Origin of the sequence: Streptomyces bungoensis (assembly GCF_001514215.1) — a bacterium.
Taxonomy (GTDB): Bacteria; Actinomycetota; Actinomycetes; order Streptomycetales; family Streptomycetaceae; genus Streptomyces; species Streptomyces bungoensis.
Genome location: NZ_KQ948854.1, coordinates 89,242 through 104,418, shown reverse-complemented (window position 1 = coordinate 104,418; position 15,177 = coordinate 89,242). Strand labels below are relative to the sequence as shown.

Below are 15,177 nucleotides of genomic sequence, written 5' to 3'. Positions count from 1 at the left end.
GGGGGCGGCGGTTGGCTCGGGCGGCTGCGAAGTGGGCGCGGCGGCGGAGATGGCGACCTCGGTCGGATGGGACGTCTGCGGGGTGACGCCGTGGTCGCCGTCAAGTGGTGGAGGGCCGGCCGTGGTGAGGGCGGCCGTCGGCTCGGGTGGTCGGGAGGTGGCCGTCGGCCGGCTGGTGGCCCCGGTCAGGGGGGCGGCCGGCTCCGGTGGCCGGGTCGCGGGGGCGGAGAGGGCGACGGGCTGCTCGGGCGGCGGTGGAGGCGCGGGGCTTCGCAGCGCCACCGGCAGGAAGGCCGGCAGCACCACCTCCGAGCCCCACTTGCCGCCCTCCTCCGGGACCAGGAGTTCCGCCACGTCGAGGACGTGGTGGCCGGCCATGGAGGGCAGGCAGCGGCCCCTCGCCGGGCCGATGGCCGCCGCCCAGTCGGGCGGGACGGCGGAGATGCCCCGGGTCGCGCCGGCGAGGGCGCCGGCCACTGCCGCCGTCGTGTCCGCGTCGCGCCCCATGTTGACGGCCGTCAGCACCGCCTGGACGAAGTCGCCGTCCGCCGCCGCGTAGGCGCCGAAGGCGAGGGCGACCGCCTCGGGGGCCAGGTCGGTCCAGGGGTACCCGCCGATGACCACCGCGGAGCGGACCGCGCGCTCGCCGCGGTGGGCCACGGTCACCGCGCGGCGCAGGGAGCGGGCGGTCCAGGAGTCCTCCGGGATCGCGGCCAGGGCGGCGGCGATCACCACCGGCGGCGACGCGCCCGCCATCGCGGCGGCCACGCCCGCCGCGACGGCCTGGCCGCCGTAGATGCCCTCGCCCTCGTGGCTGACCGATCCGTCGATCGCCACCAGCCGGGCCGCCTCGGCGGGCCGTCCGGCGGCGAAGACGCCGAACGGCGCCGCCCGCATCGCCAGGCCGTCGCTCCAGGCGTGCCGGTGCTGGGCGGAGATGGGGGCCGCGAGGCCGCGGCGGAGGTTCTCCAGGGTGCCCCGCTCGCTGAAGCCCGCGCCCCGGAAGGGGCCCTCGGCCCGGTCGGCGATCCACTGGTGCCAGGCCGCCTCCACGTGCGCCGGGGTGAGGGCCGAACCGTGCCGGGCCAGCAGCAGGCCCGAGAAGATCGCGTACTCGGTGTCGTCCGTGCCGCACGGTCGCTCGGCGACGTACCCGGTGATGCGGCCCCAGCGGGCGCGGATCTCGGAGGGCTTCAGGTTCTCCGCCGGCGCCCCCAGCGCGTCGCCGACGGCCAGGCCGAGCAGCGCGCCGCGTGCCCGTTCGCGGAGTCCGGCGGCGTCCCCGGGTGCCGGGGCCGGGGGAGTGCAGGCGATCGATGCCATGGGCGGCCCTTCCTTCCTCTGCGGATGTCTCCCCCGGCGGGCGCGCGGCCCAGCCTCGACGGGCCTCCTGTCACCCGGTCGGCATGTGAGCGGCTAATTGCACGGATGAGCGGATCATGGGAAAAGTGCTGGTTAGCTCAGCCTTTCCTTGCTGGCGCGTACGGTCCGGACGACGTAGGTTCAGTGGAGTCGAAAAGTAGAACTCGTCCAAAGTTAGCTTTGGCTAAGCTTTCCTGGGGGACCCCCGCATGGCCATCATCGAGACCGAGGCGGCGCTGCACGAGGCGCACCGCGACAACCACACCCACCGCGACGTCAACGGCGGCTGGCTGCGCCCCGCCGTCTTCGGCGCGATGGACGGCCTGGTCTCGAACCTCGCCCTGCTGACCGGTGTCGCGGGCGGGTCCGTCGGTCACCAGACCATCGTCATCACCGGCCTCGCCGGCCTCGCCGCCGGCGCCTTCTCCATGGCCGCCGGCGAGTACACCTCCGTCGCCTCGCAGCGCGAACTCGTCGAGGCGGAGCTCGACGTCGAGCGCCGGGAGCTGCGCAAGCACCCGCAGGACGAGGAGGAGGAGCTCGCCGCACTGTACGTCGCCCGCGGCGTCGAGCCCGCGCTGGCCCGGGAGGTCGCCCGGCAGCTGTCCGAGGACCCCGAGCAGGCCCTGGAGATCCACGCCCGCGAGGAACTGGGCATCGACCCCGGCGATCTGCCCTCGCCGCTGGTCGCCGCCGTGTCGTCGTTCGGCTCGTTCGCCCTGGGCGCCCTGCTCCCGGTGCTGCCGTTCCTGCTCGGTGCGACCGCGCTGTGGCCCGCCCTGCTCCTCGCCCTCGTCGGCCTCTTCGGCTGCGGTGCGGTGGTGGCCAGGGTGACCGCGCGCAGCTGGTGGTTCAGCGGGCTGCGCCAGCTGGCGCTGGGCGGTGCCGCGGCCGGTGTGACGTACGCCCTGGGCAGCCTCTTCGGAACCGCCGTAGGATGACGGGGACGGCACTTATGCGTCGGACCGCATAAGTAGCCGGTTACTCGCTGGTTTCAGATGCATGACCACCGGGCATGAGCCGTAAGCGCCGAGGGCAATGACGCCTGCCGCGCACCCCCGGGGCGGGCGAAGACGCTCTCCCCGCCCCCCACGGGCCGTCGGACGCCGATCTGATCGATCTTGTCCGGTTCGGTCCCCCCATACTTCCCGTCGCCCGCGAGCGGCGCCCCGCCGTCACCCACGGCGCCCTGCCGCCACCCGCGGCGTCCGCATGTTGGAACGCAGTATCCGGTTCCCGGGAACCGCCCCATCATGTAACCTGCACGAAATTTCGCACCTTTCGCAGAGGGCCAACGTCGTCCCTCGGCACCAGCACATGCCAGATGACGACGACGGGAGAGCCGATGCGTACGCCGCGCCAGCCGTCCCAGCATTCCGAGAACGGCCAGAACTGGTCGTTCATGGATGCTCGCCCTGCTGCGCAGGGTATGTACGACCCCCGCAACGAGCACGACGCCTGTGGCGTCGGCTTCGTGGCCACCCTCACCGGAGAGGCGAGTCACGCGCTGGTCGAGCAGGCGCTGACTGTTCTGCGCAACCTCGAGCACCGCGGCGCCACCGGCTCCGAGCCCGACTCCGGCGACGGCGCCGGCATCCTCTCCCAGGTGCCCGACGCCTTCTTCCGCGAGGTGGCCGGATTCGAGCTGCCCGCCGCCGGCTCGTACGCCGTCGGCATCGCCTTCCTGCCCGAGGACGCCACCCAGGACGCCGTCTCACAGATCGAGACGATCGCCGGCGAGGAGGGCCTCACCGTCCTCGGCTGGCGCGAGGTACCCGTCGCCCCCGAGCTGCTCGGCGCCACCGCCCGCTCCACCATGCCGGTCTTCCGGCAGGTCTTCGTCGCCGACGGCGCCAGCGAGGGCATCGCGCTGGACCGCAAGGCGTTCGTGCTGCGCAAGCGCGCCGAGCGGGAGGCCGGTGTCTACTTCCCGTCCCTCTCCGCGCGCACGATCGTCTACAAGGGCATGCTGACCACCGGCCAGCTCGAGCCCTTCTTCCCGGACCTGTCCGACCGCCGCTTCGGCTCGGCCATCGCGCTCGTCCACTCGCGTTTCTCCACGAACACCTTCCCGTCGTGGCCGCTCGCGCACCCGTACCGCTTCGTCGCGCACAACGGCGAGATCAACACCGTCAAGGGCAACCGCAACTGGATGCGCGCCCGCGAGTCCCAGCTGCTCTCCGACCTCTTCGGCGACAAGGACCCCGGCCGCGTCTTCCCGGTCTGCACCCCGGACGCCTCCGACTCCGCCTCCTTCGACGAGGTCCTCGAGCTGCTGCACCTCGGCGGCCGCTCCCTGCCGCACTCCGTGCTGATGATGATCCCGGAGGCGTGGGAGAACCACGACTCCATGGACCCGGCCCGGCGCGCCTTCTACCAGTTCCACTCCACGATGATGGAGCCCTGGGACGGCCCCGCCTGCGTCACCTTCACCGACGGCACCCAGGTCGGCGCCGTGCTCGACCGCAACGGCCTGCGCCCCGGCCGCTACTGGGTCACCGACGACGGCCTCGTCGTCCTCGGCTCCGAGGTCGGCGTCCTCGACATCGACCCGGCCAGGGTCGTCCGCAAGGGCCGCCTGCAGCCCGGACGCATGTTCCTCGTCGACACCGCCGAGCACCGCATCATCGAGGACGACGAGATCAAGGCGGCCCTCGCCGCCGAGAAGCCCTACGCCGAGTGGCTGGAGGCCGGCGAGATCGAGCTGAGCGACCTGCCCGAGCGCGAGCACATCGTCCACACCCACGCCTCGGTCACCCGCCGCCAGCAGACCTTCGGCTACACCGAGGAGGAGCTGCGCGTCATCCTCGCCCCGATGGCCCGCGCCGGCGCCGAGCCGATCGGCTCCATGGGCACCGACAGCCCGATCGCGGCCCTGTCCGAGCGCCCGCGGCTGCTCTTCGACTACTTCACCCAGCTGTTCGCGCAGGTCACCAACCCGCCGCTGGACGCGATCCGCGAGGAGCTGGTCACCTCCCTGCGCTCGGCGCTCGGCCCGCAGGGCAACCTGCTCGACCCGACCGCCGCCTCCTGCCGGTCCGTCGTGCTGCCCTTCCCGGTGATCGACAACGACGAGCTGGCCAAGCTCATCCACATCAACGCCGACGGCGACATGCCCGGCTTCAAGGCCGCGACCCTCTCCGGCCTGTACCGGGTGAGCGGCGGCGGCGACGCCCTCGCCACGCGCATCGACGACATCTGCGCCGAGGCCGACGCGGCCATCGAGAACGGCGCCCGCCTGATCGTCCTCTCCGACCGCCACTCCGACGCCGAGCACGCGCCGATCCCGTCGCTGCTGCTCACCGCGGCCGTCCACCACCACCTCATCCGCACCAAGCAGCGCACCCACGTGGGCCTGCTGGTCGAGGCCGGCGACGTCCGCGAGGTCCACCACGTCGCCCTGCTCATCGGCTACGGCGCCGCCGCCGTCAACCCGTACCTGGCGATGGAGTCGGTCGAGGACCTGCTGCGCGCGGGCACCTTCCTGAACGGCCTGGAGCCGGAGCAGGCCATCAAGAACCTGATCTACGCCCTCGGCAAGGGCGTGCTGAAGGTCATGTCCAAGATGGGCATCTCCACCGTCGCCTCCTACCGCGGCGCCCAGGTCTTCGAGGCCGTCGGCCTGGACGAGGCCTTCGTCGAGAAGTACTTCAACGGCACCGCCACCAAGATCGGCGGCGTCGGCATCGACGTCATCGCCCGGGAGGTCGCCGCCCGCCACGCCAAGGCCTACCCGGCCTCCGGCATCGCCCCGGCGCACCGCGCGCTGGAGATCGGCGGCGAGTACCAGTGGCGCCGCGAGGGCGAGCCGCACCTGTTCGACCCCGAGACGGTCTTCCGCCTCCAGCACTCCACGCGCTCCGGCCGGTACGACATCTTCAAGAAGTACACCGAGCGCGTGAACGAGCAGTCCGAGCGGCTCATGACGCTCCGCGGCCTCTTCGGCTTCAAGTCCGACCGGCAGCCGATCTCCATCGACGAGGTGGAGCCGGCCAGCGAGATCGTCAAGCGGTTCTCGACCGGCGCCATGTCGTACGGCTCCATCTCCAAGGAGGCGCACGAGACCCTCGCCATCGCCATGAACCAGCTGGGCGGCAAGTCCAACACCGGTGAGGGCGGCGAGGACCCGGAGCGCCTGTACGACCCGGCGCGCCGCTCGGCGATCAAGCAGGTCGCCTCCGGCCGCTTCGGTGTCACCTCCGAGTACCTGGTCAACGCGGACGACATCCAGATCAAGATGGCCCAGGGCGCCAAGCCCGGCGAGGGCGGCCAGCTGCCCGGCCACAAGGTCTACCCGTGGGTCGCGAAGACGCGCCACTCGACGCCGGGCGTCGGCCTCATCTCGCCGCCCCCGCACCACGACATCTACTCCATCGAAGACCTGGCCCAGCTGATCCACGACCTGAAGAACGCGAACCCGCAGGCGCGGATCCACGTGAAGCTGGTGTCGGAGGTCGGCGTCGGCACGGTCGCCGCCGGTGTCTCCAAGGCGCACGCGGACGTCGTGCTCATCTCCGGTCACGACGGCGGCACCGGTGCCTCCCCGCTGACCTCGCTGAAGCACGCGGGCGGCCCCTGGGAGCTGGGCCTCGCCGAGACCCAGCAGACGCTGCTGCTCAACGGCCTGCGCGACCGGATCGTCGTCCAGACCGACGGCCAGCTCAAGACCGGCCGCGACGTGATCATCGCCGCGCTGCTCGGCGCCGAGGAGTTCGGTTTCGCGACCGCGCCGCTCGTCGTCTCCGGCTGCATCATGATGCGCGTCTGCCACCTGGACACCTGCCCGGTCGGCATCGCCACCCAGAACCCGGTGCTGCGCGACCGCTTCGCCGGCAAGGCCGAGTACGTGGTGAACTTCTTCAAGTTCATCGCCGAGGAGGTCCGCGAGCTGCTCGCCGAGCTCGGCTTCCGCTCCATCGAGGAGGCCGTCGGCCACGCCGAGATGCTGGACGTCGAGCGCGCGGTCGACCACTGGAAGGCGCAGGGACTGGACCTGGAGCCGCTGTTCCACGTGCCCGAGCTGCCCGAGGGCGCCGTGCGCCACCGGCTGATCGCCCAGGACCACGGCCTGGAGAAGGCCCTGGACAACGAGCTGATCAAGCTGGCCGCCGACGCGCTGGCCGCCACGGACGCCACCGAGGCCCAGCCCGTGCGCGCCCAGGTCGCCATCCGCAACATCAACCGCACGGTCGGCACCATGCTCGGCCACGAGGTGACGAAGAAGTTCGGCGGCGCGGGCCTGCCCGACGACACCATCGACATCACCTTCACCGGCTCCGCGGGCCAGTCCTTCGGCGCGTTCCTGCCGCGCGGTGTCACCCTGCGCCTCGAGGGCGACGCCAACGACTACGTCGGCAAGGGCCTGTCCGGCGGCCGGATCGTCGTCCGCCCGGACCGCGCGGCCGACCACCTCGCCGAGTACTCGACCATCGCGGGCAACACCATCGCCTACGGCGCCACCGGCGGCGAGCTGTTCCTGCGCGGCCGCACCGGTGAGCGGTTCTGCGTCCGCAACTCCGGCGCGCTGGTCGTCTCCGAGGGCGTGGGCGACCACGGCTGCGAGTACATGACCGGCGGTCACGCCGTCGTCCTCGGCCCGACCGGCCGCAACTTCGCGGCGGGCATGTCCGGCGGCATCGCCTACGTCATCGACCTCGACCGCGACAACGTCAACGCCGGCAACGCCGGGGCGGTCGTGGCGCTGGACGAGGCGGACCGGCAGTGGCTGCACGACGTGGTGCGCCGCCACGCCGAGGAGACCGGTTCGACGGTCGCCGAGAAGCTGCTCGCGGACTGGGAAGCGGCCGCGCAGCGCTTCAGCAAGATCATCCCCACCACGTACCAGGCAGTGCTCGCCGCCAAGGACGCCGCCGAGCGAGCCGGTCTCTCCGAGACCGAGATCACCGAGAAGATGATGGAGGCGGCGATCAATGGCTGACCCGAAGGGCTTCCTGAACCACGGCCGTGAGGTCGCCAAGACCCGCCCCGTCGCAGAGCGCGTCAAGGACTGGAACGAGGTCTACGTCCCCGGCTCCCTGCTGCCGATCATCAGCAAGCAGGCCAGCCGCTGCATGGACTGCGGCATCCCGTTCTGCCACAACGGCTGTCCGCTCGGGAACCTGATCCCGGAGTGGAACGACTACGCCTACCGCGAGGACTGGGCGGCCGCCCAGGAGCGGCTGCACGCGACCAACAACTTCCCGGAGTTCACCGGCCGCCTCTGCCCCGCCCCCTGCGAGTCGGCGTGCGTGCTGGGCATCAACCAGCAGCCGGTCACCATCAAGAACGTCGAGGTCTCGATCATCGACAAGGCGTGGGAGACCGGGGACGTCGCCCCGCAGATCCCCGAGCGCCTGTCCGGCAAGACGGTCGCGGTCATCGGCTCGGGCCCGGCGGGTCTGGCCGCCGCCCAGCAGCTGACCCGGGCCGGGCACACGGTCGCCGTCTACGAGCGCGCGGACCGCATCGGAGGCCTCCTGCGGTACGGCATCCCCGAGTTCAAGATGGAGAAGCGGCACATCAACCGCCGCATCGAGCAGATGCGCGCGGAGGGCACCCGCTTCCGCACCGGCGTCGAGATCGGCCGCGACCTGAAGGCGACGGACCTGAAGAAGCGGTACGACGCGGTCGTCATCGCCGCCGGTGCGACGACCGCCCGCGACCTGCCGGTCCCCGGCCGCGAACTCAAGGGCATCTACCAGGCGATGGAGTACCTGCCCCTGAGCAACAAGGTCCAGGAGGGCGACTACGTGGCGCCCCCGATCTCCGCCGAGGGCAAGCACGTCGTCGTCATCGGCGGCGGCGACACCGGCGCGGACTGCGTGGGCACCGCCCACCGCCAGGGCGCGGCCTCGGTCACCCAGCTGGAGATCATGCCCCGCCCGAACGACGAGCGGCACCCGGTGAACCAGCCCTGGCCGACCTTCCCCATCCTCTACAAGGTCACCTCGGCCCACGAGGAGGGCGGCGAGCGGATCTACTCCGCCTCCACCACCCACTTCGAGGGCGACGAGGACGGCAACGTGCAGTGGCTGCACCTGTCGGAGGTCGAGTTCGTCGACGGCAGGCTGACCTCGAAGCCGGGCACCGAGCGCAAGATCCCGGCCCAGCTGGTCACCCTGGCCATGGGTTTCACCGGCACGGACCGCGAGAACGGTCTGGTGGACCAGTTCGGCCTGCAGCTGGACGAGCGCGGCAACATCGCCCGCGACGCCGAGTTCCAGACCAACGTCCCCGGCGTGTTCGTCGCCGGTGACGCGGGCCGCGGCCAGTCGCTGATCGTCTGGGCGATCGCCGAGGGCCGCTCGGCGGCCCGCGGCGTCGACCGCTTCCTGACCGGGGCCAGCGACCTGCCGGCCCCGATCCGCCCGACGGACCGCGCGCTCGCGGTCTGACGGCGGCTCACCGAACGTCCCGTACAACGGCGTACGGGCGGGTCGTACGGGAGGAGACTCCCGTCAACCCCCGCTGACGGCGTCTGCCCACCTGTCCCCGACCGGACTTCTGGGCAGGCGCCGCCGCATGTTCTCCACGGGCCCGGGCTCAGGCCGCGCCCGCCTCGAGCGACGACACCTTCACCACGGCGAGCACCACCAGCAGCGCCAGCAGGGCCACGCACGCACCCGCCTGGAGCAGGGTGCGGCGGCCGCCCCGCGGCGCGTAGGCGTACGCCAGCGTCACGGTCCCGCCCGCCAGCAGGCCGCCGAGGTGGCCCTGCCAGGACGTCATCCACGCGGAGATCACCAGCCACAGCAGCAGACCGGCCATGTACTGGTTGACCGCGCGCATGTCGTAGCCGAGGCGGCGGCCCATGACCCAGTACGCGGCGCCCAGGCCGAAGATGGCGCCGGACGCGCCGACCGTCAGGGTGCCCGGCGCGATCAGCAGGACGAGCACCGAGCCGCCGAGCGCCGACAGCAGGTACAGCGCGAGGTAGCGGGCACGGCCCAACTGGGCCTCCACCACCCGGCCGATGCTCCACAGCGACGCCATGTTCATCACGATGTGCATGACGCCGATGCCCTCGGCCGGCGGCATGTGCAGGAACGCGCCGGTCAGGAGCCGCTCCCACTGGCCGCCCACCACGCCCTCGGCGTGCACGCCGGGGCCGTACGGGTACTGCCACAGGTAGTGCACGCCGTCCGCGTCCCGGAGCCCGGCGCCCAGCATCCCGAAGCGGTCCACGATCGAGGGGCGCGCGAGCTCCGCCAGGTACGCGAGCGCGTTCAGCGCGACCAGGACGTACGTCACCACCGGCACCGCGCTGATACGGCCGCCGAACGCCGTACGGGCCTGCCGGACCGTCCGCGCGCCCTCCTTCACGCACTCCACGCACTGGTGGCCGACGGCGGCCTCGCGCATGCAGTCCGGGCAGATGTAGCGGTCGCAGCGGGTGCAGCGGACGTGGGACTCCACCTTGGGGTGACGGAAACAGGTGGTGACGGCGGCGGACTCGGGGGCGGTCACGGCCGGCTCCTCTGGGAAGGTCGGGACAGGGCGAGCCGGTGGGGACGGCGGCGATCAAAATAGCGAACCGCGGGCAGCGGAGCGACCGCAGGGCCGGTGATCACGTACGCTCGGCCCTTCCGACGGCACGCCGAGGGGGGGACCGTGGCCGCGATCAGCCTGCGGAAGGTGGAGGAGACCGCGCCGGCACTGGCCGGGCCGTAGTGCGCCGGCCCCGAGCACCGTCCGCCCGTACCTGACGGCGAGGCCGTCCGCCGCGGGTGATGATGGCGGCCGGCTTCGGCTGGGTGTGGGCCGCCGTCGGGCGGGCGGCCGGCGTGCACACCGGGGCGCGGCCGCTGGTGCCCGGGCTGCTGATCGCCGGAGCGGGCCTCGGCTTCCTGGTGGTGCCCCTGGTGAACGTGGTGCTGTCGGCGGTGCCCGGCGAACTGACCGGCGCGGCCTCCGGCATCTTCTCCACCGCCCAGCAGTTCGGCGCGGCCGTCGTCGGCACGGTGTTCTTCGGGCACCTGGCCGAGGGATGGGGCGCGGGGCTCACCGTCGCCATGCCGTGGGTCGTGGCCGCCTTCGTGCTGTGCGCGGCGCTGTGCGCCGCCCTGCCCCGGCGAGCGGCGCACGACCACCCCTAGACGCCCCCAGACGTCACCTCTAGGTGTCGCACTCCAGCACCGTCCGGCACAGCCCGCACCGCGCCCGTACCCGCCCCCGGACCGGCACCCTGATCCGCTGGTGGCAGGTGGGGCACGGGAAGGACACGCGCAGACCGCCGCCGTCGGAGGTGAAGGCGTACGGAACCGCCGGCTGGACTCCGCAGACATGGCGCCGGTCGTGGGCGTAGCGGCGGCGGCCCGCCCAGCCCGCCGCCGTCAGCGGCGGCTGCCGCTCGTCCAGCCGGGCCCGGTCCCTGCCCTTCGCGTACGCCGTGTAGGCCTGCGGGCTGGTGAACCACACGGAAGGGTCCTCGTGGAACAGCACGGACCGCTTGGCCAGCACGTAACCGAACTCCTCCGGGGTGAGGTACCCCAGCTTCTGCGAGGACACGGCGTCCTCCCGGTAGGCGTCCAGCAGCAGCCAGCCCGCCCCCAGGTACGTCGTCACCGTGTCCGTCAGGATCTCGTTCTCCGCCGTCGTCGCGAAGGCCAGGCCCAGACGGTGCAGGTAGACGTGGGCGACCTCGTGCGCGAGCGCCGCGCCGATGTCCCGGCGGTGGGTGCGGAAACGGTCGTTCAGCTCCACGAAGTACTCCGGGCCCGCCGTCAGTTCCACGTTCGCCGCGTGCGTCATCTCCCGGAAGCCCACGATCAGCCGCGCATCCGGCAGCCGGAAGTGCCGCACGATCTCCCGGGCCACCCGCTGGGCGCCCAGATGCAGGTCGTCCGTGTCGCAGAACGCCACGTCCGCCGGCGCCAGGCTGGTGGAGAAGGTCCGCACGACGTCGTACGACAGCCGCCTGTACAGCGCGGTCACGGCCTCCCGCACCGTCTCCAGATGCGGGAAGCCGTGCTCGACCGGTCCGCCGTCCGCCACGTCCGACCCCCAAAGACGCCGGGAACTTCCTTCCACTCTATGCGGGCACGAGCGGATCCCGCCCGGCGCGCGCGGCCCGGCCGCGCGGGGCCGGAAACCGGGCCCCGCCGCCCCCGCCGCCCGCCACCTGACCGCATGCCGAACAGCCGGTGATCAGCACCGCCCGCTCCCCTTAGGGTGGGCGCCCATGACCACCAGCAACACCGGCAACGGTGACGTCGACCCCGCGGTCCGCCAGGAGCTCGAGCGGCTGCGCCAGAGCATCGACAACATCGACGCCGCCGTCGTCCACATGCTCGCCGAGCGCTTCAAGTGCACCCAGCAGGTCGGCCGGCTCAAGGCGGTGCACCAGCTGCCGCCCGCCGACCCGGCCCGCGAGGCCCGGCAGATCGAACGGCTGCGCCGCCTCGCCGAGAACGCCCGGCTCGACCCGGCCTTCGCCGAGAAGTTCCTGAACTTCATCATCGCCGAGGTCATCCGGCACCACGAGCGCATCGCCGAGGACACCGTCAACGGACACGCCGACAGCAATTGAGGTCGTGCGCACAGGACGGACATAAGCCGTGTAACGGTCCACCCCTGTGCGCTGTCAGCCGGATCAGGCAGCATGGCCTGCATGTCCGTCATCACGCGCGACGAAGCGCAGCTGCGAGCAGAGTTCCTCGACGTCCACCGCTACACCGTCGAGCTCGACCTCACCACCGGGGACGAGACCTTCGAATCCCGGACCGCGATCACCTTCAGCGCGCGGTCCGACGGGGACACCTTCGTCGAGCTCAAGCCCGCCGAGCTGCGCTCCGTCACCCTCGACGGACACCCCCTCGACCCCGGGGCCCTGGACGAGGACCGGCTCCCGCTGAAGAACCTCACCGCTGGCGAGCACGAACTCCGCTTCGACACGGTCATGCGCTACTCCCGCACCGGCGAGGGCATGCACCGCTTCACCGACCCCACCGACGGCGAGACCTACGTCTACACCCAGCTGTTCCTCGACGACATCCAGCGCGTCTTCCCCGCCTTCGACCAACCCGACCTCAAGGCCGTCTTCGATCTCACCGTCACCGCCCCCGAAGGCTGGACCGTCCTCGCCAACGGCATCACCGAACACCTCGGCGGCGGCCGCTGGCGGGCCGCCCCCACCCCGCTGATCTCCACCTACCTCGTCGCCGTCGCCGCCGGCCCCTGGCACTCCGTGCGCACCGAGCACCGCGGCCTGCCCTTCGGCATCCACTGCCGCCGCTCCCTCGCGCCCCACCTCGACACCGACGCGGACGAGATCCTCGACATCACGCGCGCCTGCTTCGACCGCTACCACGAGAAGTTCGAGGAGCCCTACCCGTTCGACTCCTACGACCAGGCGTTCGTCCCCGAGTTCAACGCCGGCGCCATGGAGAACCCCGGACTGGTCACCTTCCGCGACGACTTCGTCTACCGCTCCGCCGTCACCGACACCGAACGCCAGACCCGCGCCATGGTCATCGCCCACGAGATGGCCCACATGTGGTTCGGCGACCTCGTCACCCTCAAGTGGTGGGACGACATCTGGCTCAACGAGTCGTTCGCCGAGTACATGGGCTACCAGACCACCCTCGAAGCGACCCGCTTCACCGAACCCTGGGTCGAGTTCGGCGTCACCCGCAAGTCCTGGGGCTACGACGCCGACCAGCGCCCCTCCACCCACCCCGTCGCCCCCGACGCCGTCGACGACACCGCCGCCGCGCTCCTCAACTTCGACGGCATCTCCTACGCCAAGGGCGCCTCCGCGCTGCGCCAGCTCGTCGCCTGGCTCGGCGAGAAGGACTTCCTCGACGGCATCAACATCCACTTCAAACGGCACCGGTTCGCCAACGCCACCCTCGCCGACTTCATCGACTCCCTCGCCGCCGCCACCCAGCGCGACGTGCACGCCTGGGCCGACGCCTGGCTGCGCACCACCGGAGTCGACACCCTCACCCCCGTCATCGAGCCCGCCGCCGGCACCTGCACCCTCACCGTCGACCGCACCGGCAGCCGCCCCCACCGCGTCACCGCCGGGCTCTACGACCACGACCTCACCGACGAGGGCCGGCTCACCCTGCGCGAGCGCATCGGCCTCGACGTCCCCCAGAGCGCACCCCAGCCCATCGGCAAGCGCCCCGCACTCCTCCTGCTCAACGACGGCGACCTGACCTACGCCAAGATCCGCTTCGACCCCGAGTCCTCCGCCGCGATCCGCGACGGCCTCGCCGGGCTCCCCGACCCGCTCACCCGCGCGGTCGTCTGGAACGCCCTCAGGGACGCCGTCCGCGACGGCGAACTCCCGCCCACCGCCTACCTCGACACCGCCCGCGCCCACCTCCCGCGGGAGACCGACCTCGCCGTCACCGAAGGCGTCCTCGCCTTCGCCTCCACGCACATCGCCGACCGCTACCTGCGACCCGAGCACCGCCCGGCCGCGCTCGCCACCCTCAGCTCCCTCTGCCGCGACCTGCTGCGCCGCACCGAGGACGGCGACAACCCGGGCCTGCGCCTGATCGCCGTACGGCACTTCATCGACGTCGCCGCCCACCCCGACACCATCGCCGCCTGGCTCGCCGACGGCACCGTGCCCGGCGGCCCCGAACTCGACCCCGAGCTGCGCTGGCGCATCCTCGGCCGGCTCGCCGTACTCGGCGCCACCGACGAGGCCGCCATCGCCGCCGAGCTCGAACGCGACCCCTCCGCCACCGGCCAGGAAGGCGCCGCCACCTGCCGCGCCGCGCTGCCCGACCCCGAGAACAAGCGCGCCGCCTGGGAGGCGATGTTCGCCGGCGACGACCTCTCCAACTACCTCTTCACCGCCACCGCGCGCGGCTTCTGGCAGCCCGAACAGGCCGACCTGGTCCGCGCCTACGTGCCGCGCTACTACCAGGACGTCGTCCCCCTCGCCGCCCGCCGCGGCCCGGCCATCGCCGCCGCCGCCGGACGCCACGGCTTCCCGTACCACGCCGTCGACGCCGAGCACCTCGCCCTCGGCGAGACCTGCCTGCGCGAGTCCGACCCGACCGCGGCCCTGCGCCGCAGGCTGGCCGACGAACTCGACGACCTGGCCCGGGCACTGCGCGTCCGAGGGCAGTAGGACCACCGCCCACCCAGGACACGACCGGGCCCCGCCGGGGACACGGGCGCGGTGAGTCGAGGGCGATCGGCGCGGGAGCCGCGGTGACTTGAGCCGGGCACCGCGCCTTCGAGGGGATTGGTGCCGCTGCCCGCCCGGGGGCGCCATCGGCCCCGCAAGGGACACGGCCGGGCCAGCGGCCCTCACGGGCGTGGCGGGTCGAGGGCGGTGGGCGCGGGCGCGGCAGCGACCTGACCTGGGCACCGTGCGTCCGAGGGGAGAGGACCGCCGTCCGCCCAGGGGGCACCATCGGCACCATCGGCCCCGCCGGGGCACGGCCGGGCCAGCGGCCCTCACGGGCGTGGCGGGTCGAGGGTGGTCGGCGCGGATGCGGCAGCGACCTGACTTGGGCACCGTGCGTCCGAGGGGAGAGGACCGCCGCCCACCGGGTGCATGACCGGCCCCCGCCGGGGACACGGCGGGGGCAGGCCGTTCCTTCCCGGCGCAGCGAGCCCAGGACGACCAGCACGGGCGCCGCAGACAGCCCCGATCACGGTCACCGGCCCCCGGCAGACCGTCACGGGCACGATCAGCCGTCCCCGGTCGGCCGCACCACCCGGGCGGGCCGGCCAGAACAGCCGCGCCTCGACGAGCCGTTCGCCCCGCCTCGGACGGCCTCCCCGCCGTCGGTCACGGGCGCGCGATCAGCCGTCCCCGGTCGGCCGCACCACCTGGGCGGGCCGGCC

9 protein-coding genes are annotated in these 15,177 nt (G+C 72.6%); 6 read left to right on the top strand and 3 right to left on the bottom strand.

Features of this window, described 5'->3' with window-relative positions; genetic code table 11:
- On the bottom strand, positions 1-1,323 hold a 1,323-nt coding region (locus tag AQJ66_RS10650; RefSeq protein WP_244162795.1), incomplete at its 3' end, for an ADP-ribosylglycohydrolase family protein.
- 248 nt (positions 1,324-1,571) lie between these two features.
- Between AQJ66_RS10650 and AQJ66_RS10645 the strand changes: the two genes are divergently transcribed.
- The 3 genes from AQJ66_RS10645 to AQJ66_RS10635 all read left to right on the top strand — a co-directional run bounded on the left by AQJ66_RS10645 (position 1,572) and on the right by AQJ66_RS10635 (position 8,756).
- On the top strand, positions 1,572-2,303 hold the full coding sequence (locus AQJ66_RS10645) for a VIT1/CCC1 transporter family protein (RefSeq protein ID WP_061919571.1): 732 nt from the start codon (positions 1,572-1,574) through the stop codon (positions 2,301-2,303).
- Positions 2,304-2,791: 488 nt separating this feature from the next.
- Positions 2,792-7,300 (top strand): glutamate synthase large subunit, encoded by a 4,509-nt coding sequence (gene gltB, locus AQJ66_RS10640; protein ID WP_061919569.1) that lies wholly within the window; start codon positions 2,792-2,794, stop codon positions 7,298-7,300.
- Positions 7,293-8,756 (top strand): glutamate synthase subunit beta, encoded by a 1,464-nt coding sequence (locus AQJ66_RS10635; RefSeq protein WP_061919567.1) that lies wholly within the window; start codon positions 7,293-7,295, stop codon positions 8,754-8,756. The genes gltB and AQJ66_RS10635 overlap by 8 nt, the downstream gene beginning before the upstream one ends.
- Positions 8,757-8,904: 148 nt before the next feature.
- Here AQJ66_RS10635 and AQJ66_RS10630 read toward each other — a convergent pair whose 3' ends face one another.
- Positions 8,905-9,828: a rhomboid family intramembrane serine protease gene (locus AQJ66_RS10630; RefSeq protein ID WP_061919565.1), complete on the bottom strand. Its 924-nt coding sequence runs from the start codon at positions 9,826-9,828 to the stop codon at positions 8,905-8,907.
- A 263-nt stretch (positions 9,829-10,091) separates the two neighbouring features.
- Between AQJ66_RS10630 and AQJ66_RS10625 the strand changes: the two genes are divergently transcribed.
- A complete protein-coding gene (locus tag AQJ66_RS10625) occupies positions 10,092-10,457 on the top strand; it encodes a hypothetical protein (protein WP_208611337.1) in 366 nt (121 codons plus the stop codon).
- A gap of 19 nt (positions 10,458-10,476) precedes the next feature.
- Here AQJ66_RS10625 and AQJ66_RS10620 read toward each other — a convergent pair whose 3' ends face one another.
- Entirely contained in the window at positions 10,477-11,355 is an 879-nt protein-coding gene (locus AQJ66_RS10620; RefSeq protein WP_061919561.1) for a hypothetical protein, read from the bottom strand.
- Between the two features lie 187 nt (positions 11,356-11,542).
- On the opposite strand from AQJ66_RS10620, the gene AQJ66_RS10615 reads away from it, so the two are divergent.
- Together AQJ66_RS10615 and pepN are read left to right on the top strand one after the other, a co-directional pair.
- The gene (locus AQJ66_RS10615) at positions 11,543-11,890 is read left to right on the top strand and encodes a chorismate mutase (RefSeq protein WP_061919559.1); all 348 of its coding nucleotides are present in this window, start codon (positions 11,543-11,545) and stop codon (positions 11,888-11,890) included.
- An 81-nt stretch (positions 11,891-11,971) separates the two neighbouring features.
- The gene (gene pepN, locus AQJ66_RS10610; RefSeq protein WP_061920181.1) at positions 11,972-14,452 is read left to right on the top strand and encodes an aminopeptidase N; all 2,481 of its coding nucleotides are present in this window, start codon (positions 11,972-11,974) and stop codon (positions 14,450-14,452) included.
- Positions 14,453-15,177: the final 725 nt, after the last annotated feature.